This window comes from Streptomyces asiaticus, from assembly GCF_018138715.1.
Taxonomy (GTDB): domain Bacteria; phylum Actinomycetota; class Actinomycetes; order Streptomycetales; family Streptomycetaceae; genus Streptomyces; species Streptomyces asiaticus.
On the sequence record NZ_JAGSHX010000006.1, the window covers coordinates 2,423,051 to 2,446,454 of the forward strand.

Annotated in this window: 21 protein-coding genes; 3 read left to right on the forward strand and 18 right to left on the reverse strand. The window is 72.2% G+C overall.

Annotated features, from left to right (window positions below):
- Positions 1–62: 62 nt before the first annotated feature.
- From rplS to proS, 7 genes are all read right to left on the reverse strand, one after another.
- Positions 63–413, reverse strand: a complete 351-nt coding sequence (gene rplS / locus KHP12_RS17815) for a 50S ribosomal protein L19 (RefSeq protein ID WP_086880642.1) — start codon at positions 411–413, stop codon at positions 63–65.
- A gap of 132 nt (positions 414–545) precedes the next feature.
- The gene (gene trmD, locus KHP12_RS17820; RefSeq protein WP_211833164.1) at positions 546–1,412 is read right to left on the reverse strand and encodes a tRNA (guanosine(37)-N1)-methyltransferase TrmD; all 867 of its coding nucleotides are present in this window, start codon (positions 1,410–1,412) and stop codon (positions 546–548) included.
- Positions 1,409–2,080, reverse strand: coding sequence for a ribosome maturation factor RimM (rimM, locus tag KHP12_RS17825; RefSeq protein WP_086880651.1), 672 nt, complete (start codon positions 2,078–2,080; stop codon positions 1,409–1,411). Before rimM ends, trmD begins: the two co-directional genes overlap by 4 nt.
- Before the next feature lie 81 nt (positions 2,081–2,161).
- Positions 2,162–2,401: an RNA-binding protein gene (locus tag KHP12_RS17830; RefSeq protein ID WP_014153811.1), complete on the reverse strand. Its 240-nt coding sequence runs from the start codon at positions 2,399–2,401 to the stop codon at positions 2,162–2,164.
- Between the two features lie 2 nt (positions 2,402–2,403).
- Positions 2,404–2,847: a 30S ribosomal protein S16 gene (rpsP, locus tag KHP12_RS17835; protein ID WP_037948612.1), complete on the reverse strand. Its 444-nt coding sequence runs from the start codon at positions 2,845–2,847 to the stop codon at positions 2,404–2,406.
- 155 nt (positions 2,848–3,002) lie between these two features.
- Positions 3,003–3,596 (reverse strand): hypothetical protein, encoded by a 594-nt coding sequence (locus KHP12_RS17840; protein ID WP_030834213.1) that lies wholly within the window; start codon positions 3,594–3,596, stop codon positions 3,003–3,005.
- Between the two features lie 178 nt (positions 3,597–3,774).
- Entirely contained in the window at positions 3,775–5,190 is a 1,416-nt protein-coding gene (gene proS / locus KHP12_RS17845) for a proline--tRNA ligase (RefSeq protein ID WP_086880640.1), read from the reverse strand.
- Between the two features lie 324 nt (positions 5,191–5,514).
- Between proS and KHP12_RS17850 the strand changes: the two genes are divergently transcribed.
- A complete protein-coding gene (locus KHP12_RS17850) occupies positions 5,515–6,411 on the forward strand; it encodes a methyltransferase domain-containing protein (protein WP_086880639.1) in 897 nt (298 codons plus the stop codon).
- 86 nt (positions 6,412–6,497) lie between these two features.
- On the opposite strand, the gene ffh is transcribed toward KHP12_RS17850, so the two are convergent.
- The 5 genes from ffh to nsdA all read right to left on the reverse strand — a co-directional run bounded on the left by ffh (position 6,498) and on the right by nsdA (position 14,459).
- Positions 6,498–8,045 (reverse strand): signal recognition particle protein, encoded by a 1,548-nt coding sequence (ffh, locus tag KHP12_RS17855; protein WP_086880638.1) that lies wholly within the window; start codon positions 8,043–8,045, stop codon positions 6,498–6,500.
- Positions 8,046–8,486: 441 nt separating this feature from the next.
- The gene (locus KHP12_RS17860) at positions 8,487–11,069 is read right to left on the reverse strand and encodes a [protein-PII] uridylyltransferase (RefSeq protein ID WP_210609949.1); all 2,583 of its coding nucleotides are present in this window, start codon (positions 11,067–11,069) and stop codon (positions 8,487–8,489) included.
- Positions 11,070–11,109: 40 nt separating this feature from the next.
- Complete coding sequence (locus tag KHP12_RS17865) at positions 11,110–11,448, reverse strand: P-II family nitrogen regulator (protein ID WP_014055184.1); 339 nt, start codon at positions 11,446–11,448, stop codon at positions 11,110–11,112.
- The gene (locus KHP12_RS17870; RefSeq protein WP_086880664.1) at positions 11,445–12,737 is read right to left on the reverse strand and encodes an ammonium transporter; all 1,293 of its coding nucleotides are present in this window, start codon (positions 12,735–12,737) and stop codon (positions 11,445–11,447) included. The genes KHP12_RS17865 and KHP12_RS17870 overlap by 4 nt, the downstream gene beginning before the upstream one ends.
- Before the next feature lie 207 nt (positions 12,738–12,944).
- The gene (gene nsdA, locus KHP12_RS17875; protein ID WP_086880663.1) at positions 12,945–14,459 is read right to left on the reverse strand and encodes a transcriptional repressor NsdA; all 1,515 of its coding nucleotides are present in this window, start codon (positions 14,457–14,459) and stop codon (positions 12,945–12,947) included.
- 450 nt (positions 14,460–14,909) lie between these two features.
- Here nsdA and KHP12_RS17880 point away from each other — a divergent pair, with 450 nt between their 5' ends.
- Complete coding sequence (locus KHP12_RS17880; protein ID WP_086880662.1) at positions 14,910–15,581, forward strand: bifunctional DNA primase/polymerase; 672 nt, start codon at positions 14,910–14,912, stop codon at positions 15,579–15,581.
- A gap of 94 nt (positions 15,582–15,675) precedes the next feature.
- Here KHP12_RS17880 and ftsY read toward each other — a convergent pair whose 3' ends face one another.
- From ftsY to KHP12_RS17905, 5 genes are all read right to left on the reverse strand, one after another.
- The gene (gene ftsY / locus KHP12_RS17885) at positions 15,676–16,887 is read right to left on the reverse strand and encodes a signal recognition particle-docking protein FtsY (RefSeq protein ID WP_086880661.1); all 1,212 of its coding nucleotides are present in this window, start codon (positions 16,885–16,887) and stop codon (positions 15,676–15,678) included.
- Positions 16,888–16,922: 35 nt separating this feature from the next.
- Positions 16,923–17,549, reverse strand: a complete 627-nt coding sequence (locus tag KHP12_RS17890; RefSeq protein WP_202979606.1) for a response regulator — start codon at positions 17,547–17,549, stop codon at positions 16,923–16,925.
- A 105-nt stretch (positions 17,550–17,654) separates the two neighbouring features.
- A complete protein-coding gene (locus tag KHP12_RS17895) occupies positions 17,655–19,787 on the reverse strand; it encodes a sensor histidine kinase (protein ID WP_244202632.1) in 2,133 nt (710 codons plus the stop codon).
- Position 19,788: 1 nt separating this feature from the next.
- On the reverse strand, positions 19,789–20,100 hold the full coding sequence (locus KHP12_RS17900; protein WP_086880660.1) for a hypothetical protein: 312 nt from the start codon (positions 20,098–20,100) through the stop codon (positions 19,789–19,791).
- Positions 20,101–20,229: 129 nt separating this feature from the next.
- A complete protein-coding gene (locus KHP12_RS17905) occupies positions 20,230–20,670 on the reverse strand; it encodes a YqxI family protein (protein ID WP_211833165.1) in 441 nt (146 codons plus the stop codon).
- 205 nt (positions 20,671–20,875) lie between these two features.
- On the opposite strand from KHP12_RS17905, the gene KHP12_RS17910 reads away from it, so the two are divergent.
- Positions 20,876–21,862, forward strand: coding sequence for an LLM class flavin-dependent oxidoreductase (locus tag KHP12_RS17910; RefSeq protein WP_086880658.1), 987 nt, complete (start codon positions 20,876–20,878; stop codon positions 21,860–21,862).
- Positions 21,863–21,905: 43 nt separating this feature from the next.
- On the opposite strand, the gene KHP12_RS17915 is transcribed toward KHP12_RS17910, so the two are convergent.
- Complete coding sequence (locus KHP12_RS17915) at positions 21,906–23,324, reverse strand: sugar porter family MFS transporter (protein ID WP_086880657.1); 1,419 nt, start codon at positions 23,322–23,324, stop codon at positions 21,906–21,908.
- Between the last annotated feature and the right edge of the window lie 80 nt (positions 23,325–23,404).

Consider the following 23,404-nt stretch of genomic DNA (forward strand, 5'->3'; position numbering starts at 1 on the left):
CGGCCGGATGATCCGGCGGTAGCTCAGTAGTCGCGCAAAATCGCCGCGATCCAGCCGCGAGCTCAGCTCTCGCGCTTCTCCTTGATCTTGGCGGCCTTGCCGCGGAGGTCGCGCAGGTAGTACAGCTTCGCGCGGCGCACATCACCGCGGGTGACGACCTCGATCTTCTCGACGATCGGGGTGTGCACCGGGAAGGTGCGCTCCACGCCGACGCTGAAGCTCACCTTGCGGACGGTGAAGGTCTCGCGGACACCGGAGCCCTGGCGGCGGATGACGACGCCCTTGAACTGCTGCACACGGGAGCGGTTGCCCTCGATGACGCGGACGTGGACGTTGACCGTGTCGCCGGGGCGGAAGGTCGGGATGTCGGTGCGCAGCGACGCGGAGTCGACGGTGTCGAGCAGGTGAGACATGATCGTCTGCTTTCCTCGCCGATGCCACAGGTCATCAGCGGAATATCGGATGATGATTCGGAGTGCCGCCCTCATCGGGTGGGCGTCGGTCCCCCTGTGGCAGGGGCGCACACCCGGACGTACGGCAGCGGTCTATTCTTCCACGGCCCGGTCCGGCCGCCCAAATCGGGCCCCACCGGTCGCCCCGCTGGTCGTACCGCCGGTCGCCCCGCCCGTCCCGGGCAGCTCCTCCCAGCCCAGCTCGGCCAGGAGCGCGCGGTCATGCTTGTCGAGCGTCGCCGGGTCGCAGCGCTCGATCAGATCGGGGCGGTTCTCGCTGGTACGGCGGAACGCCTCGTCCCGGCGCCAGCGGGCGACCCTGCCGTGGTGGCCGCTGATCAGCACCTCCGGGATGGAGCGGCCGCGCCACTCCGGGGGCTTGGTGTAGACGGGCCCCTCCAGGAGGTCGGCCATCGTGCCGGGGGCGAAGGAGTCGTCACGGTGCGACTCGGCGTTCCCCAGCACGCCCGGCAGCAGCCGGGCCACCGCCTCGGTGATCACCAGCACCGCGGCCTCGCCGCCAGCCAGGACGTAGTCGCCGATCGAGACCTCGTGGACCTCCAGCCGCTCGCCGTACTCATCGATCACCCGCCGGTCGATGCCCTCGTAGCGGGCGGGCGCGAAGACCAGCCAGGGGCGCTCGGCGAGCTCGACGGCGAGGGCCTGGGTGAACGGACGGCCGCTCGGGGTCGGCACGATCAGCGTGGGCTTGACCAGCCCCTCGGCCTCGCCCGACGCCATGATCGAGTCAAGCGCCTCGCCCCAGGGCTCGGGCTTCATCACCATGCCGGGGCCGCCGCCGTACGGGGTGTCGTCGACCGTGTTGTGCCGGTCGTGCGTCCAGGCGCGCAGATCGTGGACGCGCACGTCGAGTTGGCCGCGGGCGCGGGCCTTGCCGACCAGCGAGACGTTCAGCGGCTCCAGGTACTCGGGGAAGATCGTGACGACGTCGAGCCTCATGACGGCTCATCCTCACGGCCGCCCCCGGTGTCGCCCTTACGGTCGTCACCCGCGGTGTCCCCGCCGGCCACGGCCGCGCTCTTGCGGTCGGTCTCTATGCCGCCCTTACGGTCGTCGCCCCCGGTCTCGTCCTTACGGCTGCCCGCGATCTCCGCCTCCGCCTCGTCGAGCAGGCCCGGCGGCGGGTCGATCACGGCGCGCTGCTCCTCCAGATCGATCTCCGGCACGACCTCGGAGACGAACGGGATCATCACCTCACCCCCGTCGGGGCGCTTCACGACCAGCAGGTCCTGGTACGGCAGATGGGAGATCTCGGAGATCCGCCCGACCTCCGTGCCGTCCACGGTGACCACATCGAGGTCGATCAGCTGATGGTCGTAGAACTCCTCGGGATCCTCGGGGAGTACCTCCGGGTCGACCTCAGCGATCAGCAGGATGTTGCGCAGCGCCTCCGCGGCGTTGCGGTCGCGTACGCCTTCGAAGCGCAGCAGCAGCCGGCCGCTGTGCACCCGGCCGGACTCGATGGTCAGCGGCCCGGCCGAGGCGGGCTCGGTGGCCAGCACGGCGCCCGGACCGAGCCGCAACTCCGGCTCGTCCGTCCGCACCTCGACGGTGACCTCGCCCTTGATGCCATGGGCACGGCCGATCCGCGCGACAACCAACTGCACGATGCGATGTCCCTTCACACACACGGGCCGGGGACGGCCCAAAGCCCTCCCCGGCCCGTGCCGGTGCTCTTCTTGATCGCCTCAGCGGACCTGATCGACGTCGACGAGGTCGACGCGGATCCCACGGCCGCCGATGGCGCCCACGACGGTGCGCAGGGCGCGTGCGGTGCGGCCATTGCGGCCGATCACCTTGCCGAGGTCATCGGGGTGCACCCGGACCTCCAGCACCCGTCCACGCCGCAGGTCGCGCGAGGCCACCTGCACGTCGTCGGGGTTGTCGACGATGCCCTTCACCAGGTGCTCGAGGGCCTCCTCGAGCATCCTCAGGCCTCAGTCGACGCGGTGGACTCAGCGGACTCGGCCGCCTCGTCCGACTTCTTGTCGGCCTTCTTCGCCTTCGGGGTGATCGCCTCACCCTTCGGCTCGTCTCCGGCGTCCTTGGCGGCCGCCTCGAACAGCGCGCGCTTGTCGGCCTTGGGCTCGGCGACCTTCATCGGAGCCGGGGCGGGCAGACCCTTGAACTTCTGCCAGTCGCCGGTGACCTTCAGAATGGCCAGCACCGGCTCGGTCGGCTGCGCGCCGACCTTCAGCCAGTGCTGCACGCGCTCCGAGTCCACCTCGATGCGCGACGGGTTCTGCACCGGGTGGTACAGACCGATCTCCTCGATCGCCCGGCCGTCACGGCGGGTACGGGAGTCGGCAACGACGATGCGGTAGTGAGGCGACCGGATCTTGCCCAGACGCTTCAGCTTGATCTTGACTGCCACGGGAGTGGTGTCTCCTGGTCTTGACGTGGTTGAGCACTGCGACGTGCCGCGTGGGGTTGCGGTACCCGAGTGCCCGATGGACGCGTCAGTCGTAGGAGAGAGGGGTCCTGGTCGACTGTCGAGTACAGCAGACCATTCTGCCACACCGTGACAGGTCAGCCGACCGCGGCCACCGGCTCCGGAATGCGGAACGGCTTCCCGCATCCGCCGCACATGATCGGCGCCTGGGCCAGCACCGACGGGACGACGCGGACATTGCGCCCGCAGTCGCACACCGCCTTGACCCGGACCCCGCCACCGGACGAGCCGTGGCGCGCGGCGGGCCCGCGGAAGGTGCGGGAGGTCTCGGCGGTGGTCGCCACGGTGTGCGCCTTGAGCGCGCGCTGGAGGCGGTCGATCGTCGTCCGGTACCGCTTTCTCGCCTCGGGACTGAGGGTGACCAGCGAGAAGCCGCTGCTGGGATGCGGCTCCTCGGGGTGGTCGAGCCCCAGCTCCTCGGCGATCGCCAGGAACCGGCGGTTGTGGTAGCGGCCGGCGCGTGAGGTGTCACGGACACCGCGGGCAGCGGCGATCCCATGCACTGCCTCATGCAGCAGCCGTTCGAAGGAGAGCTCGGCGCCACATGCGGACGACGATTCTCCGATCAGCGATTCGGGCGCGGCGAGATCCGGCAGCTCGGGGTGGTGCCGTTGAATATCGGCCCACGCCTGCGCCAGCTCTGCGGCGAGAACAGGTGGTGTCGTGCTCACGTCGTGCTAACGAGCGGGACCGGTCCGGTGTTCCGATTCCGGGGCATCCCAAATAATTTGCACGTACCAGTCAGTTCACGGTGATGTACGACGACGAGGGGCGGGTGCGTAAATGTATGGATGAGCCACGCATCGCGCACCAAGCCGGTACGTACCGGTTCAGTAGGCCCTTGCGACGTCAGTAGGCCCTCGCGACGAACGCGACGTTACCGGGAGCGTCGTCGGCGTCCGGCACCGCCCCGTCCTCGGTGACCAGACAGCGCACGGACACGGACCGCTCGGCGAGCGCCGCCTCGCCCTCCGGCCCCAGGTCCGCCCACCGGATGCGGGCCCAGCCGCCCGCGGCCGCGGCCTCGGCGGCCTCCTCCATGGTCGTCACGTCCGTGGTGCGCGCCTTACGGCGCTCACGGGCCTGCCGCAGCAGCAGCGCCTGGTCCTCCTCCAGGACCTTGGGCAGCAGCTCCGGCAGCAGCTCGGCGCGCACCGGCTCCTTGCCGCCGGGGATCCGCCTGGCCACCATCGCGGTGCCACCCTCCAGGTCGCGCGGGCCGACCTCGACCCGGACCGGCACGCCCTTGAGCTCCCAGTCGACCGCGCGTCGGCCGAAGGGGGTGTCCGTACGGTCGTCGACGTGGACCCGCACGCCCGCCGCGGTGAGCAGCTCGCCGATCTCGCGGACCTTGGCGAGCACCGCGTCATCGCCCTTGATCGCCAGCACCACGACCTGGATCGGGGCCAGCCGCGGCGGGATCCGCAGCCCGTTGTCGTCGCCGTGCATCATCACCAGCGCGCCGACCATCCGGGTCGTGCTGCCCCAGGAGGTCTGCCAGACCAGCTCCTGCTCACCGTCCTTGGACAGATAGCTGGTGTGGAAGGCCCGGGCGAAGTTCTGGCCCAGCTCATGGCTGGTGCCCAGCTGGAGCGCCTTGCCGTCGCCCATCATCCCTTCGAGGGTGAGGGTGTTGAGGGCGCCGGCGAACCGCTCCCGGGCGGTCTTGCGGCCCAGGACCAGGTCCATCGCCAGGACGTCCTCCATGAACCGGGCGTAGACCTCGCGGTGGATGCGGGCGGCGAAGTCCCGGGCGTCCTCGTACGAGGTGTGCGCGGTGTGGCCCTCCTGCCACAGGAACTCGGTCGTCCGCAGGAACAGCCGCGGCCGCAGCTCCCAACGCACCACATTGGCCCACTGGTTGATCAGCAGCGGCAGATCGCGGTAGCTCTGCACCCACTTGGAGAAGTACTCGTTGACGATCGTCTCGGAGGTGGGCCGGACGACGACCGGCTCCTCGAGCTCCTTACCGCCGCCATGGGTGACGACCGCGAGCTCCGGCGCGAACCCCTCGACGTGATCGGCCTCCTTGGCCAGATACGACTGCGGGATGAAGAGCGGGAAGTACGCGTTCTGGACGCCGACCGCCTTGATGCGGGCGTCCATGTCCTGCTGCATCCGCTCCCACAGCCCGTACCCGTACGGTCGGATCACCATGGTGCCGCGCACCGGGCCGTTGTCGGCCAGTTCGGCCTTGTTGATCACGTCCTGGTACCAGCGGGGGAAGTCCTCCGTCTGGGGGGTGAGCACGGGAGCCTTAGCCATGGCGCCGATCGTACGGCCCGGGGGTACCGAACCGGGAATCGGACCAAAACGAGCCGATCAGTGCCGGCCACCGCCCGCGGCCGTCCGGCGGCCCGGCGGAGGTCAGGGGGCGGTTCGGGGAGCGAGGCGTACGCACAGGTGTGCGGGGGCGCACAAAGGGGGCACGCAAGCACGGCCGTGAAACCTCTGGACGCGGGGACGGATGCGGAGTTCCCTGGCATTTGGGGGTGGGACGTCACAACGCACCACGGGGGAAGCGCACCACGGGGGATGTGACACCGAATCTGACGACGGCACAGCTCTTCGCTGATTGGGGCCCTTTCGATGACATCTACGCTCGTACGGCGGCACCGCCCGCGCCCCTCCTCGTCGTGGACGACGGACGCGCACGCTCGCACCCGCGACTGGGCGGAGATCCAGGAGCGGATGCTGGTCCCGCTGTACGAGGCCGTGTACGAACGGCTGGACGTCGGCGCCGGAACGCGTCTGCTGGGCCTGGGCTGCGGCTCCGGGCTCGCCCTCCTCATCGCGGCCGCGCGCGGCGCCGCGGTCTGCGGAGTGGACACGGACGAGCGGCGCCTGGACCTCGCGCGGGAGCGGCTGACCGCCGCGGACACGCCGGACGACCGGGCGCGGCCCGCCCGGCTGGGCCTCGGCGGCCCGGAGAGCCCCTGTGTGCGGGAGGCCGCGGCGGACGCGGCCTTCACGGTGGTGACCGCCTTCGAGCCGCTGTCGGCCCTGGGCGCGGGGAGCCCAGGTGCGACGGTGTCCGACGCGGCGTCCACGCTCGCGGCCGCCGCGGCCGGAACCGAGCGCGGCGGGGTCGTGGTGCTCGCCGGATGGGGCCCGCCGGAGCGCTGCGCCACCTCCGGGGTGCTGCGGGTGGGCGCCCGGCTCGCCGACCCCATGTGCGCCCCCGGCCGGGAGGTGCCCCCTCCCGCGCGCTGGCGGCTGTGCGGCCGGGACGACCTGGAGGAGCTGGCCGCGCGGGCGGGCCTGCGGCCCGACGGCTCGGGCCGGGTGGCCTGCCCGTTCGGGTACGCCGATATGGACAGCGCGGTGCGCGGGCTGCTGTCGACGGGGCTGTTCGACGCGGCGGAGCGGGCCACGGATCCGATCCAGGTCCGTAAGGAGATCACCGAGGCGCTGCATCCGCATCAGCGGGCGGACGGCACGGTGTGGATGCCGAACGTCTTCCGCTATCTGATCTGCCGGGTCTGAACGGGCCCGTTGCGTAAGGCCCCTGGCGGTGTGCGCAGGGGCCTTACGGTTCGCTCGTACGGACGCGGCCCGGGAGCCGGGGCGGCTCAGCCCATGAACTTCTTGAACTCGTCGGGGAGTTCGAAGTCCTGGCCGCCCTGGTCGCCGTTGGGCAGCCCGAACGCGCCGCCCTGCTCGCGGCGCGCCGCGGCGGCCTGCTCCTCGGCCTTGCGCTTCATGGGGTTGCCCGAGCGCTGCTTGCCCTTGGCCTTCTTCTGCTGCTTGCCCTTGCGCTTGTTGGCGCCGCCCATGCCCGGCATGCCCGGCATCCCGGGCATCCCCGGCATGCCGCCCTGGGCCATCTTCGACATCATCTTGCGCGCGTCGAAGAACCGCTCCACCAGGTTCTTGACCGCGCTCACCTCGACGCCGGAACCGCGGGCGATACGGGCGCGGCGCGAGCCGTTGATGATCGTGGGGTCCTGGCGCTCGCCGGGGGTCATCGACTTGATGATGGCCGCGGTGCGGTCCACATCCCGCTCGTCCAGGTTGTTGATCTGGTCCTTCATCTGGCCCATGCCCGGCAGCATGCCGAGCAGCTTGGAGATGGAGCCCATCTTGCGGACCTGCTCCATCTGCGCCAGGAAGTCGTCGAGCGTGAACTCCTTGGGGCCCTTCGCCAGCTTGGCCGCCATCTTCTCGGCCTCTTGCTGGCTGAAGGTCTGCTCGGCCTTCTCGATCAGGCTGAGCATGTCGCCCATGCCGAGGATGCGGGACGCCATGCGGTCCGGGTGGAACGCGTCGAAGTCGTCCAGCTTCTCGCCGTTGGAGGCGAACATGATCTGGCGGCCGGTGACATGCGCGATGGACAGCGCGGCACCGCCGCGCGCGTCGCCGTCCAGCTTGGAGAGCACCACACCGTCGAAGCCGACGCCGTCGCGGAACGCCTCCGCGGTGTTCACCGCGTCCTGGCCGATCATCGCGTCGACGACGAAGAGGACCTCGTCCGGGCGGACCGCGTCGCGGATGTCGGCGGCCTGCCGCATCAGCTCCTCGTCGATGCCGAGGCGGCCCGCGGTGTCGACGATCACGACGTCGTGCTGCTTGGTGCGGGCGAACTCGATCGAGTCCTGCGCCACCTTCACCGGGTCGCCGACGCCGTTGCCCGGCTCGGGGGCGAAGACGGCGACACCGGCCCGCTCCGCGACCACCGAGAGCTGGTTGACGGCGTTGGGGCGCTGGAGGTCACAGGCGACGAGCAGCGGGGTGTGGCCCTGGCCCTTCAGCCAGCGGCCGAGCTTTCCGGCGAGCGTGGTCTTACCGGCGCCCTGGAGACCCGCGAGCATGATCACGGTCGGCGGCTGCTTGGCGAAGCGGAGGCGCCGGGCGTCGCCACCGAGGATGCCGACGAGCTCCTCGTTGACAATCTTGATGACCTGCTGGGCGGGGTTGAGCGCCTGGGAGACCTCCGCGCCGAGGCTGCGCTCCTTGACCTGCTTGATGAACGCCCGGACGACGGGCAGCGCCACGTCGGCTTCGAGCAGGGCGATCCGGATCTCGCGTGCCGTGGCGTCGATGTCCGCCTCGCTGAGGCGTCCCTTGCCCCGGAGGTTCTTGAAAGTCGCTGCGAGGCGATCGGAGAGGGTATCGAACACGGTGGTCGCGAATCCTTCGGTCGGATGTCGGGTCGGTGGTCGGCCTCCAAGGGTATCCGCCCGTCGTGCGAACGGTCTGCCCCCGGGTTTGCGACGCGACTGTTGTTCCGGGGGCTCCGCCCCCGTGCCCCCGCCGGGGCTCCGCCCCGGACCCCGCTCCTCAAGCGCCGGAGGGGCTGGGAGGCGGGCCGATCCGCCCCCCTCAGACGATGCTGGCCCGAGGGGGCTCAGTCCCCGCTCTCAAACGCCGGAGGGGCTGGGAAGTGGGGCGACCCGCCCCCTCGGGCCACGGTGGCCCTGAGCGCGGCTCAGCCCCTCCCGGCCCCGCTCCCCAAGTGCCGGAGAGGCTGGGAGGCGGGCCGATCCGCCCCCCTCAGACGACGGTGACCCGAGCGAGGCTCAGGCCCCGCTCCCCAGGCTCCGGGCGGGTCGACTCGTGCCCTACGTGCCCGGCGTGCTGGTCAGCGCGGCTTCGACCTGCTGGGCCACCTCGGCCGCGTGCATGGGCTTCAGGGGGGCGCCGGCGTCATCTGTGACATAGAACGCGTCCACCGCGTTGGCGCCGAGGGTGGAGACGTGGGCGCTGCGGACCGCGACGCCGGCGTGTTCCAGGGCGCGGCCGATGCGGTGCAGCAGGCCGGGGGCGTCCTGGGCGCGGACCTCGATCACGGTGGCGAGCTGGGAGCTGCCGGGGGCGACCGTGACCCGGGGTGGTGGGGCGTGCACCCCGCGGCGGCGGGGGTACTTGCGGTAGGCGGCCTCGCGCTCGGCGAGGCGGGCGACGATGTCGAGGGAGCCGTCCAGGGCGCGCAGCAGGTCGTTCCGAAGCCGGGCGGCCTGGGGCAGCGAGCCGTACTCGGCCGCCACCCGCCAGCTCAGCAGCAGTACCCCGCCGGCTGCGCCTACCTCCTCCGCCGCGTCCAGCTCCGACGGCAGCTCGACGGCGCGCAGGTCCGCCGCGCGCACCGTAAGGCGGTGCAGGGCGAGGACACCGGCCGCCGTGGCGAGGACGCCGGGCTGGTCGGGGACGGCGATGAGGAGTTCCACGCCGATCGGTTCGGGGCCGATGGGCCCCTCCTCCGACGGCCCTTCGGTGACGTCCGTAAGGAGGCCCGTTTCGCCGGGCGGCAGTGATTCGGAGCGGGCGTGCAGGGCCAGCACCGGGCCGCCGGTGCGCCATGCCTCGACCGCGAGGCGCTCCTGCTCGGCCGTGGTCTGCTGCGGGGTGGACCAGTCGTCCGCGGGTTCGCCCGCGAGCACCGCCGAGACCCGCTTGACCAGGTCGGTGACGAGGGAGCCGCGCCAGGCGCTCCAGGCCGCGGGGCCGGTGGCGAGGGCGTCGGCCTCGGTGAGGGCGTGCAGCAGTTCCAGGGTGGTGACGCTGCCGACGGCCTCGGCGACCGAGCGCACCGTGGCCGGGTCGTCCAGATCGCGGCGGGTGGCGGTCTCGATGAGCAGCAGATGGTGGCGTACGAGGGTGGCGAGGACCGCGACGTCCGCGCGGTCGAAACCGATACGGGCGGCGACATCGCGGGCGATGATCTCCCCGGCCACCGAGTGGTCGCCGGGCCAGCCCTTGCCGATGTCGTGCAGCAGCGCGGCGACCAGCAGCAGATCGGGGCGGCCGACCCGGCGGCTGAGGGCGCTGGCCCGGACCGCGGTCTCGACCAGGTGCCGGTCCACGGTCCAGCGGTGGACGGGGTTGCGCTGCGGACGGCAGCGCACCCGCTCCCAGTCCGGCAGCAGCCGGGTGATCAGCCCCTCGACCTCCAGCGCCTCCCACACTCCGACGGTGGACTCGCCCGCGCCCAGCAGTGTGATCAGCTGCTCCCTGGCCTCGAGCGGCCACGGCACGGGCAGCGGCCGGGCGGCGGCGGTCAGCCGCCGTACGGCGTGCAGGGACAGCGGCAGTCCGGCCTGGGCGGCGGCCGCGGCGGCCCGCAGGGGGAGCACGGGGTCGCGGTCGGGGCGCGCGGCGCGGGCCAGCACCACCTCGCCGTCCTGCTCCACCACGCCCTCGGCGAGCGGGCTGCGCTCCCCCGCGTCCGCCCCGCTTCCGGCACCCCCGCGCCCGCCGCGGCCGCCGAGGAGGGCGCGCAGCCGGGGCCGGGCGGCCGAGCGGGCGCGCAGCACCCGTTCGACCTCGCGCCAGGTGACATCGGAGGCGTAGGAGATGATCCGGGCGGATTCGTAGATCTGGCGCAGCAGGGCGTCGGCGTCCAGCAGTCCGAGGGCGCCCGCGACCTGGTCCTGCTCCTGGAGGGCGAGGCGGTCGGTGGCGCGCCCGGTGGACAGGTGGAGCGCGTCGCGGGCGTCCAGCAGCCGCCGCCGCGCGTCGTCGAGTCCCTCGCGGGGGGCGTCGGCGAGCCAGGAGGCGGCGATGGCGCGCAGCGCGGTGGCGTCGCGGAGCCCGCCGCGGGCCTCCTTCAGATCGGGTTCGAGCAGGAACTGGAGCTCTCCGTGGCGCTCGGCGCGCTCCTGGCACAGCGCGTGGAGCTCGGGCAGCCGCCGCGGGGCCTGGGCGCGCCAGTCGGCGAGGACGGTGGTGCGCAGATCGGCGGTGAGCGCGGCGTCGCCCGCGATGTGGCGGGCGTCGAGCAGGCCGAGCTGGACCTTCAGATCCTCGGCGGCGGTCCCGCGGGCCTCGTCGGGGGTGCGCACGGAGTGGTCGAGGGCGAGGCCCATGTCCCAGACGGGGTACCAGATGTGGTCGGCGAGCGCGGCGAGGGCCGAACGGTCGGCGGAGCCGTCGTGCAGCAGCAGCACATCGAGGTCGCTGCGCGGGGAGAGTTCGCCGCGTCCATAGCCGCCGACGGCCACCAGGGCGGCGCCCTGGGCGATCCCCGTGGTCTCCGCGCCGCCGGTGAGCAGGGCGGCCAGCCACCGGTCGGTGAGGTCGGCCAGGGCGGCGCGGCGCGGCGGCCCGGACCGCGACTCCTCCTGGAGGAGTCGCAGCCGGGCCGCCGCGTAGCCGCCGGGCCCCGAGTCGGTGGTGTGGGTCGTGGTCTCGAGGCTTTCCGTCAACTCGGCTCCCTGTCCGCGTGCCACTGGTGGTCCAGAGGGGTCAGAGGGCGTCCGGGCCGCGCTCCCCGGTGCGGACGCGGACCGCGGTCTCGACGGGGACGCTCCAGACCTTGCCGTCCCCGATCTTTCCGGTACGCGCGGCCTTGACCACGACGTCGACGAGGTCGTCGGCGTCCTCGTCCTCGACCAGCACCTCTATGCGCACCTTGGGCACCAGGTCGACGGTGTACTCCGCGCCCCGGTAGACCTCGGTGTGGCCGCGCTGACGGCCGTAGCCGCTGGCCTCGGTGACGGTCAGCCCCTGCACGCCGAACGCTTGCAGCGCTTCCTTGATCTCGTCGAGCCGGTGCGGCTTCACTACTGCGGTGATGAGCTTCACGCGTCCACCTTCTTGTTGTGCGGCTTCTGCGGCGCGGACGCGCCGGCCTGGCCCGCGGCGGGCACCGTACTACGCGGGGACCCGCCGACCGCGCTGAAGTCGTAGGCGGTCTCGGCGTGGAACGCCTGGTCGAGGCCGCCGAGCTCATCGTCCTCACTGGCGCGGAAGCCGATGGTGACGTGGATGAGCTTGGCCAGGATCCAGGAGACGGCGAAGGAGTAGAGCAGCACTGTGAAGGCACCGAGGGCCTGCTTGCCCAGCTGGGTCATGCCGCCGACGCCGTCGGTGGCGAGGACGCCGACCAGGAGGGTGCCGATGAGGCCGCCGACCAGGTGCACCCCGACCACGTCGAGCGAGTCGTCGTAGCCCAGCTTGTACTTGAGGCTGACGGCCCAGGAGCAGACGACTCCGGCCACCAGGCCGATCACGATGGCGCCCCAGGCGTTGACCGCCGCGCCGGAGGGGGTGATGGCGACCAGGCCCGCGACCGCGCCGGAGGCGGCGCCCAGGGTGGTGAACGCGCCGTGCCGGATGCGCTCGTAGGCGAGCCAGCCCAGCATGGCGACGCCGGTGGCGACCTGGGTGTTGAAGGCCATGTTGGCGGCGGTCCCGTTGGCGGCGAGGGCGGAGCCGGCGTTGAAGCCGAACCAGCCGAACCACAGCAGACCGGAGCCGAGCATCACCAGCGGCAGGTTGTGCGGGCGCATCGGGTCCTTCTTGAAGCCGATGCGCTTGCCGAGCACCAGGGCCACGGCGAGGCCCGCGGCGCCCGCGTTGATGTGGACCGCCGTACCGCCCGCGAAGTCGATGACCTCCTGCTTGAACAGCCAGCCGTCGGCCTGCCAGACCCAGTGCGCGACCGGGAAGTAGACGACCGTGGACCACAGGGTGATGAAGAGCGTCCAGGCGCCGAACTTCACGCGGTCGGCGACGGCTCCGCTGATCAGCGCGGGGGTGATCACCGCGAACATCAGCTGGAAGAGCGCGAAGGCCAGGACCGGGATCGCGTCCGGCTTGTCGCCCCACAGCGAGGTCGGGTCGATGCCCTTGAATCCGATGTGGTCGAGATTGCCCAGCAGCCCGCCGCCGACGTCATCTCCGAAGGTGAGCGAGTAGCCGAACAGCACCCACAGCAGCGAGACGACGCCGAGCGAGATGAAGGACATCATCAGCATGTTCAGGGCGCTCTTCACCCGCACCATGCCGCCGTAGAAGAAGGCCAGGCCAGGGGTCATCAGCATCACGAGCGCAGCGCTGATCAAGACGAACGCTGTATTTGCGCCATTCAATGTGGACGTCTCCTCGAAGCGACGGCCCGTGCGGGCAGGACATCGGTGGGCCGGTATGCGCCTCGAGGTTGGCGCAGCGCCGTTTCAGCCGATGCCGCCCGATGTTTCACCGCAGTGACGAAGGACGCGGGAGTGTTACGCGGCGGTGAACCGCGGTGGTCGGGCCGGAGCCTTCCGTTACGGTGTCGCGATCATCGCCGGGGCCGCTCAGACGGCCTGGCCGGGCCCCGTCGTCTCGGGGTTGTCGGGCATCAGGGTGGCCAGCCGCTCACTGAGATCGGTGATCTCCGGCACGTCGCCGAACTGGCGCACCGCCGTGTCCACGGTCTTGCGCAGCCGGTTGTTGACCCGCTCCGAGCGCACCCGCTTGGCGAGCGGCAGCGCCTCGCGGGCGACCGCGGCGGCCTGCTCGGGCTCCTTCTGGAGGAGGTGGACGGTGGCCATGCCGATCAGGTTGAGCGCATACGAACGCTGGGGGCCGGACTCGTTCTCGGTCTCCTGGCCGAAGAGCCGCACGGCCTTGCGCATCACCGGGTCGGCCATCTTGGCGTACGTGGGGCTGCGGCCGGCCACATAGGCGAGATCGCGGTAGGAGTGGGCGTTCTCCGCGTTGAGCTCGGCCTCGGAGAAGAAGCGGATCCAGTCCGGGTCGCCGTCGCCCCCGGCGCAATCGGCGAAGGTGTCCTCGGCCATCTTCACCGCGCGGTGGCACTTGCTGGGCTGGCCCATATTGGCGTAGGCGCGGGCCTCCATCGCATACAGCATGGCCTGGGTGCGCGGCGTGGCGTTCTCCCGGCTGCCGTACTGCGCGAGGTGGATCAGCTCCAGCGCGTCGTCGGGCCGCCCGACGTGGATCATCTGGCGGCTCATGCTGGAGAGCACGTACGAGCCGAGGGGGCGGTCGCCGGACTCCTTGGCGGCGTGGAGGGCGAGCACGAAGTACTTCTGCGCGGTGGGCTGGAGTCCGATGTCATAGCTCATCCACCCGGCCAGCTGGGCGAGCTCGCCCGCGACCTTGAACAGCCGCCTGGAGACTGCGTCCGGATGCGGCTCCTGGAGCAGGTCGGTGACCTCGTGCAGCTGGCCGACCACCGCCTTGCGGCGCAGCCCGCCCCCGCACTGGGCGTCCCAGGCGCGGAACATCACGATGGTGGACTCCAGCAGCTCCAGCTCCGGCTCGGAGAGCCGGGAGACCCGGCGCGCGCGCCCGCCGTCGGCCGCCCGGGCGCCGCCGGGCTGTCCGCTCGTGGAGGGCACCAGCCAGCGCTGCATGGGCTCGATGAGGGCGGGGCCCGCGGCCAGCGAGAGCGAGGTGCCGAGGAAGCCGCGGCGGGCCAGCATCAGATCGCTGCGGGAGAACTCACCGATCAGCGCCACCGTTTCGGGCCCGGCCCAGGGAAGGTCCACCCCGGACACGGACGGTGACCGGTGGACGACGCGCAGCCCGAGGTCCTCGATGCCGACCACACAGCCGAAGCGCTCGGAGAAAAGCTCGGAGAGGATCTGCGGAATCGGCTCGCGGGGCTGCTCGCCGTCCAGCCAGCGGCGCACCCGCGAGGTGTCCGTGCTGATGTGGTGGGCACCTAACTGCCGCGCTCTGCGGTTGACTTGGCGCGCCAGCTCCCCCTTCGACCAGCCGCTGCGCACGAACCACGACCCCAATTGCGCATTGGGGCGCTTCCCAGCACCGCCGCCGCTGTCGCCCACCCGGAACGCCCCCATCCCACGAATCTTCCCGGACCGCCACCAGAATGCCCTCTGTCACGGTCAGTTGTCCCCGCGATGCGGCGTATCAACCGTCCGGACGGGGAACCGCCTCATGCCAGTGGCATGTACCGATCCGTACTCCGCCCGTCGTCAGCTCGCATTCGAGCGAGCGCCACTTCCAGGGACTGCGCACTGAAAGTAATCCTACGATCACGCCTCCGGCGAGGCGGTTCCCGAAAACGCCACCATTCGCCACCCCTTCGAATGAACCCGGTTGCGGTTTCCCACGATTCACTTGACACCGAGGCGACGGGAACAGGTGAAGGGGTGCATGTGGGGGCGCGCGAGTCGCGTCTCACCACCTCCGTCACATCGGAGCGCACACCTCCGCACCTCATCGGCGACGGAGCGTCATCGCGGCGCTTCGGCTCGTAACCATCGAGAGCGGGACCCGTTGGAGGGGGCATGGGCTTCACGATCGGCGGCATCCGGGACATGCGGTCCGGCTCGCGGCGCCGCGGCCGTACGTCCGAGTCCACGACGGTGGCGGAGTACACCGGGCTGTGGGGCTGGGACGTGGTGCCGGGCGCGCGGGCGGCACGGGGCTCGGGGGGTGGCAGAAACGAATGTTCATGCGGTGACCGGGACTGTCCCTCCCCGGGGGCGCATCCGCTCGGCTTCACCCCCGGCGTCCCGGCGGGCGCCACGCTGGACGCCGCCGCGGCCGCGTGGGAGCGGGTCCCTGGAGCGGCCGTACTGCTGCCCGTGGGCCGCTCGTTCGACATCCTGGAGGTCTCGGAGTACGCGGGCGGACACGCGCTGGTCCGGCTGGAGCGGATGGGGCTGCCCCTCGGCCCGGTGGCCGCCACCCCGCACGGGCGCGCCCAGTTCTTCGTCGCCCCCGGCGCCGCCGCCGAACTCCCCGAGCTGCTGTACCGCATGGGGTGGGACGACGCCGATCTCGATCTGCGCTGCCTGGGCCCGGGCGACCACATCACCGCCCCGCCCTCGGACCTCGGCGGCCTCGGACCGGTCCGCTGGCTGCGCCCGCCGACCCTCGACACCGCGGGCCGCCCGCCGCACGCCCGGCTGGTGCTGGGGACCCTGGCCTATCTGAGTCATCGGGCCGGGGGCTGAAGGCGGCCCGCCCCTCGCGTGCGAACGCCGGACGGGCCGGGAGTTCGACCCCGGCCCGTCCGGCGCGATACGGGTGATCCCCCCTCCACCGGCCTCAGCCGCCGATCAGCGCGTCGACGAACGCCTCCGGCTCGAACGGCGCGAGGTCGTCCGCGCCCTCGCCCAGGCCCACCAGCTTGACCGGGACGTTCAGCTCGCGCTGGACCGCCACCACGATGCCGCCCTTGGCGGTGCCGTCCAGCTTGGTCAGCACGATGCCGGTGATGTCCACCACCTCGGCGAACACCCGCGCCTGCACCAGGCCGTTCTGCCCGGTCGTGGCGTCCAGGACCAGCAGCACCTCGTCCACCGCACCGTGCTTCTCCACGACCCGCTTGACCTTGCCCAGCTCGTCCATCAGACCGGTCTTGGTGTGCAGCCGCCCGGCGGTGTCGATAAGGACGACATCCGCGCTCTCGGCGATGCCCTCCTTCACCGCGTCGAAGGCGACCGACGCCGGATCGCCGGCCTCCGGGCCCCGGACCGTACGGGCACCGACCCGCTCGCCCCAGGTCTGGAGCTGATCGGCGGCGGCGGCACGGAAGGTGTCGGCCGCGCCGAGCACCACCGACTTGCCGTCGGCGACGAGCACCCGGGCCAGCTTGCCGGTCGTGGTCGTCTTACCGGTGCCATTGACGCCGACAACCATGACGACGCCCGGCTTCTCCTCACCGTTCGCGCCCACACCGCTCTCGGTGTGCACCGAACGGTCGGCCTCGGTGCCGATCAGGTGCAGCAGCTCCTCGCGCAGCAGACCGCGCAGCTCGTCGGGCGTACGGGTGCCGAGCACCTTCACACGCTCCCGCAGCCGCTCGACCAGCTCCTGGGTCGGCGCCACACCGACGTCCGCGGTCAGCAGCGTGTCCTCGACCTCCTCCCAGGTCTCGTCGTCGAGGTGCTCCCGGGACAGCAGCGTCAGCAGCCCCTTGCCCAGAGTGTTCTGGGAGCGGGACAGCCGGGCGCGCAGCCGGACCAGCCGGCCGGCGGTCGGCTCCGGGACCTCGAGCGGCGGGGCCTCGGGCGCGGGTGCCTCCGCGGTCGCGGCCCCGGCGCCCGGAAGATCCACCTCCTCGATGGTTCTGCGTGGTTCCTCACGCGGGGTTTCGGCCTCCTCACCGACGTGCGGTTCGGCGGGCGGCGCGGTGACGGTGGGGCTGCTCGGCGGGGGCGGGGGCAGCCGCTTCTTCTTGCGGCCGCTGATCACGAGCCCGCTGATCGCGGCGACCGCGACCACAGCGATGACTACGGCAAGGATGAGGTATTCCATAACGCCACCCAGTATCAGCCACGAGCGGGAGCGAGTCATTCGCCTCCCAGCCCGGCCTGCCGGGCGCGCACGATCGCCTGGGCGCGGTCGCGCACCTGGAGCTTGGCGAAGATCGATCCGACGTGATTGCGCACCGTCTTGTCCGTCACCACCAGCCGCTGGGCGATCTGGCGATAGCCGAGCCCGGCCGCGAGGAGATCCAGCACCTCCAGCTCCCGGGCGGTCAACGTCGGGAACGCCTCCTTCGCGGACGCCGAGCCCGACGCGCCGACCAGCGCCCCGAGCCGCTCGGCCATCCGCGGGCTGAAGACCGCGCCACCGCGCGCCACGGTGTGCAGGGCCCGCAGGATCTCGTCCCGGCCCGCGCCCTTGAGGAGATAGCCGCGGGCTCCGGCGCGCAGGGCGGCCAGCAGACTGTCGTCGTCCTCGGACATCGTCATGACCAGCACCCGGATCTCAGGGTGATCGCACAGGATCCGCCGGGTCGCCTCCAGCCCGGACCGGCCCGGCAGTGCGAGATCCATCATCACCAGGTCCGGACCGGTGCGCACGGCCTCGGCCATCGCCCCGTCCGCGCAGGCCGCCTGGCCGACGACGGTGAACGCGTCATCGAGATTGACGGCGGCGGCCAGGCCCTCCCGGAAGAGGGGATGATCGTCCACCAGCAGCACTCTCCATTGCGACACGCTTCGCTTGCGCCTTTCTTTTTGAGGCTCGGTTCTCCCCCGGCTACCGCTGGGAGGTGCCCCCGCGGGGGCGCAAAAGCCTTACGGTGCCCGGCTCATCGATCTGCTGGTCTTGAGGAGGGCCCGGCACGCCTCGTGCCCAGTCGGCTTCCGGTGCTCCTCCGGGTTGCCGTGTTCGCCCGGGCCGGCGAGGGGCAGCACCGCGTGGACCACCGTGCCGGTCGCCGATCCGGTCACCGAGCAGGAGCCGCCGATCTCCTCGGCCCGTTCGGTGACCGAGGCGAGGCCGACGCCGGGCACCGCGGTCTCGCGCAGGCCGCTGCCGTCGTCGGTGACCTTGACCTCGAGGGTGTCCGGGCCCGTGGTCAGCTCGACGCTCACCTGGCGTGCCCGGGCGTGCCGTACGGCGTTGGTCAGCGACTCCGCCGCGATCCGGTACGCGGCCGTCTCCACGCCGGGCGACAGCGGGGGCAGGGCGGCGGGGCGGCTGGCCACGCTGACGCGCAGGCCGTCGACGCCCAGCCGGTGCGCGAGGTCGCGGACCGCGCCGGCCAGTCCGCGCTCGGCCAGCGCGGCCGGGGCCAGGCCCGCGGTGATCCGCCGGACCTCGACCAGGGCCTCGGCGAGCGTCTCGGCGGCCTCGCACAGCTGCGGGGTGGCGGGGTGGCCGGGCGGGCAGGAGGTCTGCGCGATGTCCAGACGCAGCCTTACGGCGGCCAGTTGGGGGCCGAGTCCGTCGTGGATCTCCCGGCGCAGCCGGCGGCGCTCCTGTTCGCGGGCGAGCACCAGGCGCTCGCGGGCGGCCTGGGCCTCCTCGGCCAGGCGCAGCGCGGCGAGCGCGGGTGCGGCCTGGTCGGCGAGGAGGGAGAGCAGTCCGCTGTCGCGTTCGGCCGGGGTGCCGGAGCCGTCGCGGGAGACCTCCAACCGGCCGACGGTACGGCCGTGGTGGCGCAGCAGAAACGTCTGGACCGGGCCGGTCAGCGGGGCCCCCGCGGCGGCCAGCCGCCGGGGCCCGGCGCGGGTGTCGACGCTGACGGCGGCGCCCGAGACGCCGAGGTCCTCCACGGCGCTGCGGCAGATCTGCTGGGGCACCTCGCCCGGGTGCGGGGCCTGTTGCAGCCGTACGGCGAGGGCGCTCACGGCCTCGTGCGGGCGGGCCCGGGGGCCGTAGAAGGCGCGCTCGACGCAGAGGGTGAGCTTGCGGGCGCTCGGGCGCAGCCCCCAGCCCAGCACCAGGGCGGATCCGGCGGTGATGGTCGTCGCCCCGCAGCGCACGGAGGGAAGCCCGGCCTGGACGGCGACGACCGCGCAGACCACCACGGCGGCCAGCGAGGTGAGCACGAAGGCGCGGGCGAGGCGGTGGCTGGTGGAGCGGTCCAGCCGCCATATGCCGGTGCGGGCGACGCCGAGGCAGATCGCGGCGGCCCATACGGCGCTGCCGACCGTACGGGCCACGATCGTGGGCACGCCCTCGCCCCACTGGGACAGCAGGAGCGAGACGCAGGCGGGGTAGGCGGCGGCCAGCAGCGCCCAGTCGCGCCGCTCGGCGCCGCGCGAGAGGGCGGCGCGGCAGCACAGGGCGGCGGTCACGGCCGCGGCGACGCTGCGCAGCACCCAGGGTTCGGCCTCGGCGTAGGCGTCGAGGTGGTCGAAGGCCCACTGACCGCTCGCGGTGGCGAACGCCGGGTTGGCCACGGAGCCCACCCGGGGCTCGCTGATCAGCCACAGCCCCGCGTACCCCAGCCAGTAGCCGGACGCGCCCAGGCTGATCACCCACCACTGCCACCGCCGGCGCCCGCCCCGGGGGAACAGCCACAGCGGCAGCAGCAGTACGGTCAGCGGGCGGCAGGCCATCTTGGCGGCGGCGAGCAGCAGGGACAGCACGGCGCCCGTGGTGCCCAGGTCGGCCAGGCCCAGCAGCCCGGCGGCGGCCGAGGGCAGCAGCCACAGGCCGCCGGCCACCAGCAGGACGCCGCCGTAGCGCCGGGCCGAGCGCTCGGCGAGCAGCAGCACGCCGACGCCCAGCACCGGGACGCCCACGGCGACCCTGGTCAGCACGGTGGCGCCCCGGGGGTCGGGGTAGGCGAGCGCGAGCCACTCGTCGTTGACCCGCAGCAGCCCGGCCACCCATCCGGCCAGGACCACCACGATCAGCGCCGATACCCCGCCCGCGGCGCGCACGGCGCGGTCCTTCGGCAGTGCGGCCTGTCGCATCTCAACCGGCGGCGGGCCAGGCGGTCAGGGCGCGCGCCGCGCCGGAGCCGCCGCCTCTGACCCACAGCGTGACGTAGTTGTCGTTACGGCCGGGGCGGCACTTGTACTCGGCCCACTTGTGCCGTTCGACTCCGGCCTTGCCCGCGCGCTTGCAGGCCGCGGTGGTGTCGTAGTGCCCCGCCTCCCGCCAGTCGGTGTCGGCTGACGTGACGGGGTGGGAGGAGGCGGTGGCGGGGGAGGCGGCCGCGGTCCACACGACGGCCCCGGCGCTCAGGCCGAGGGCGATCGCCGTGCGGATTCGGGTAGGGCGCATGGTCGTTCTCCTTGTGTCTCGCCCCGAGCACTACCCGCCACCGCGGCCGTGAAGTGCGCGGATGCCCCGGCCCACCCGAACCGGTGACCCCCTAGCACCCCCGTTTCCATCGGCAGCGGGACCGGGTGCTCATCCCACGAGCAGCAGTACGGCGACGGCGATCGTCTCCGCCTCGCCGTAAGGCAGTCCGAAGCGCATCAGGGCGAGCATGACGGGCTGCGCCGCCCAGACCTCCAGCGTGTCGAGGAAGTTCGCGAGCCGGTGGGCGTAGCGGCGCACCATGGCGGTCTCACGGGGGCTGAGCCGGCTGAGCAGCTTGGCCAGCAGCGCGCCCCCGTGGCGGAGGGCGGTCACCAGCAGCCGCTGCCGGATGAGCCGCGCCGTCTCGGGGTCGGGGCCGGTACCGGCGCCGGGGCCGTCGCCGTCGCCGGAGAAGCCGGAGAAGCCGGAGAAGAGCGCGGCCTTGGCGGATTCCAGGGGCCCGGGGTCGCCGGCGGTCTGCCGGACCCGGGTGATGAGGTCGTCGATGTCGGCCGCGGTGATGAGCGATTCCCCCGTGCTGATCGTCACGCGCCCCTCCTGAGTTGGCGTATGCGGGCTGCGGCCCATGGGGCGGGCCGGCCCTCACCATCGGCCGCCCCGCGTCCCAGGCACATGAGTCATCCGCCCCGGCCGTGCCCGTGCGGTGGGCCGAACGGGCCATGGAGGTGGCTATTTGACGGCCCGTCAGCTACGGTCCGGCTGCCGCGTTCCATGACGAAGGAGGACATCCACCATGCCCGTCACGGTCGTACGCCTCAACCTCGTCGATCCCGACGCGACCCCGCGCGGACTGTCCGAGCGGTATCGCGCCGCGCTGGAGATGGCGGCCTTCGCCGATGAGCGGGGTATCTCCACCCTCCAGACCGAGGAGCACCACGGGTCCACCGACAACTGGCTGCCCGCTCCGCTGGCCTTCGCGGGCACGCTGCTGGGCGCCACCCGCCGGATCACCGTCACCGTCTCGGCGCTGATCGCGCCGCTGTACGACCCGCTGCGGCTCGCCGAGGACCTCGCCGTGCTGGATCTGGCCAGTGGCGGGCGGCTGATCACGGTGGCCGGGATCGGCTACCGGCCGGAGGAGTACGCGACCCTGGGCACGGACTGGAAGCGGCGCGGCGCGCTCCAGGACGAGGCGCTGGAGACGCTGCTCGCGGCCTGGACGGGCGAGCCCTTCGAGCACCGGGGCCGCACCGTCCGGATCACCCCGCGCCCGTACACCCGGCCGCATCCGCCGCTGCTGATCGGCGGCAGCTCCCAGGCGGCGGCCCGCCGCGCGGCCCGCCTGGGCCTGCCGTTCTTCCCGAGCGCGCATCTGCCGGAGCTGGAGGCGTACTACCACGCGCGGCTGGAGGAGTACGGCACCGAGGGCTGGTGTCTGATGCCCCCGGCGGCCACCCCGCTGCTGCATCTGTCCGAGGACCCGGACCGGACCTGGGAGGAGTACGGCACCCATCTGCTGTACGAGGCGCGCAGGTACGCCTCCTGGCAGCAGGGCACGGTGCGCTCGGCGGTGCGTTCACGGGCCGAGGACGTGGCGGCGCTGCGCCGGGAGGGCGTCTACCGCATCGTCACTCCGGAGGAGTGCGTGGCGCTGGCGGAGGAGGGCGGCGAGATGGCGAGCCTGGTGCTCCATCCGCTGTGCGGCGGGATGCCGGTCGAGGAGGGCTGGCGGTCCCTGCGGCTGTTCGCGGAACGAGTGCTGCCCCGCCTCAAGGACTGAGGCGGGGCAGTTCTCCTGTGCGAGGAGTGGGCGGCGGGGGGATTTAGCCCATCTCCTCCAACGCCTTGCCCTTGGTCTCCGGCACCCACTTGAGGATGAACGGGATCGAGAGCAGGGCGAAGGCCGTGTACATGATGTACGTACCCGACAGGTTCCAGTCCGACAGGCTCGGGAAGCTCGCGGTGATGGCCCAGTTGGCGATCCACTGCGCGGAGGCGGCGACGCCGAGGGCGGCGGCGCGGATCTTGTTCGGGAACATCTCGCCGAGCAGGACCCAGACCACCACGCCCCACGAGAGGGCGAAGAAGAGCACGAAGGCATGGGCCGCGATCAGCGCCAGGACACCCTCCGCGTGCGGCAGCTTGCCGTCCACCAGGTGCGCCGAGAAGGCCCAGGCCACCAGGGCGAGGGAGATGGCCATGCCCACGGAGCCGATGAGCGCGAGCGGCTTGCGGCCGATCCGGTCGACGAAGATCATCGCGATCACGGTGCCGAGGATGTTGATGATCGACGTGGTGAAGGAGTAGAAGAACGAGCTGCTCGGGTCGACGCCGACGGACTGCCACAGCGTCGAGGAGTAGTAGAACGCCACGTTGATGCCGACGAGCTGCTGGAAGACCGAGAGCCCGATGCCGATCCAGACGATGGGCAGCAGACCGAACCGGCCGCCGAGGAGGTCCTTGAAGGTCGACTTCTCCTCACTGCGCATGGCCCGGTCGATCTCGGCGACCCGCACATCGAGGTCCACGGTCTTGCCCTCGACCTCCCCCAGGACCTGCTTGGCCTGGGCGGTGCGGCCGACGGAGATCAGGAAGCGGGGCGACTCGGGGATGGCGAAGGACAGCAGCCCGTAGAGGACGGCGGGCACGACCATGACGCCGAGCATCCACTGCCAGGCCTCCAGGCCGGCGATCTGCCCGCGCTGGTCGCCGTCGGCGAGGTTGAGGATGCCCCAGTTGACGAGCTGGGAGATGGCGATGCCGACGACGATCGCGGCCTGCTGGAACGAGGCGAGCCGGCCGCGGTAGGCGGGCGGGGCGACCTCGGCGATGTAGGCCGGGCCGATCACCGAGGCCATGCCGATGCCGACGCCGCCGAGCACCCGCCAGAAGGCCAGGTCCCACAGCGAGAAGGGCAGCGCCGAGCCGACCGCGCTGATCGTGAAGAGGGCGGCGGCGATCTGCATGACGCGGATCCGGCCGATCCGGTCGGCTATCCGGCCCGCGGTGGCGGCGCCGATGGCCGAGCCGATCAGGGCGATGGCCACGACCTGGGCGAGGGCCGCGGAGCCGATGTCGTACTTGCCGCGGATGGCTTCGACCGCTCCGTTGATCACCGAGCTGTCGTAGCCGAAGAGAAAGCCGCCCATCGCGGCGGCTGCGGTGATGAAGATGACGTGGCCGAGGTGGTCCGGCTGGGCCTTGCGGCCCTCGGCTCCCTGTGCCTGCACGGTGGTGGACAACGTGAACTCCTGACGCCCGCCCGGCAACGGCGCCGGACGTGGGGGACGGCTGACCCTTCCAGCGGTCGCGGCTGAGGCGT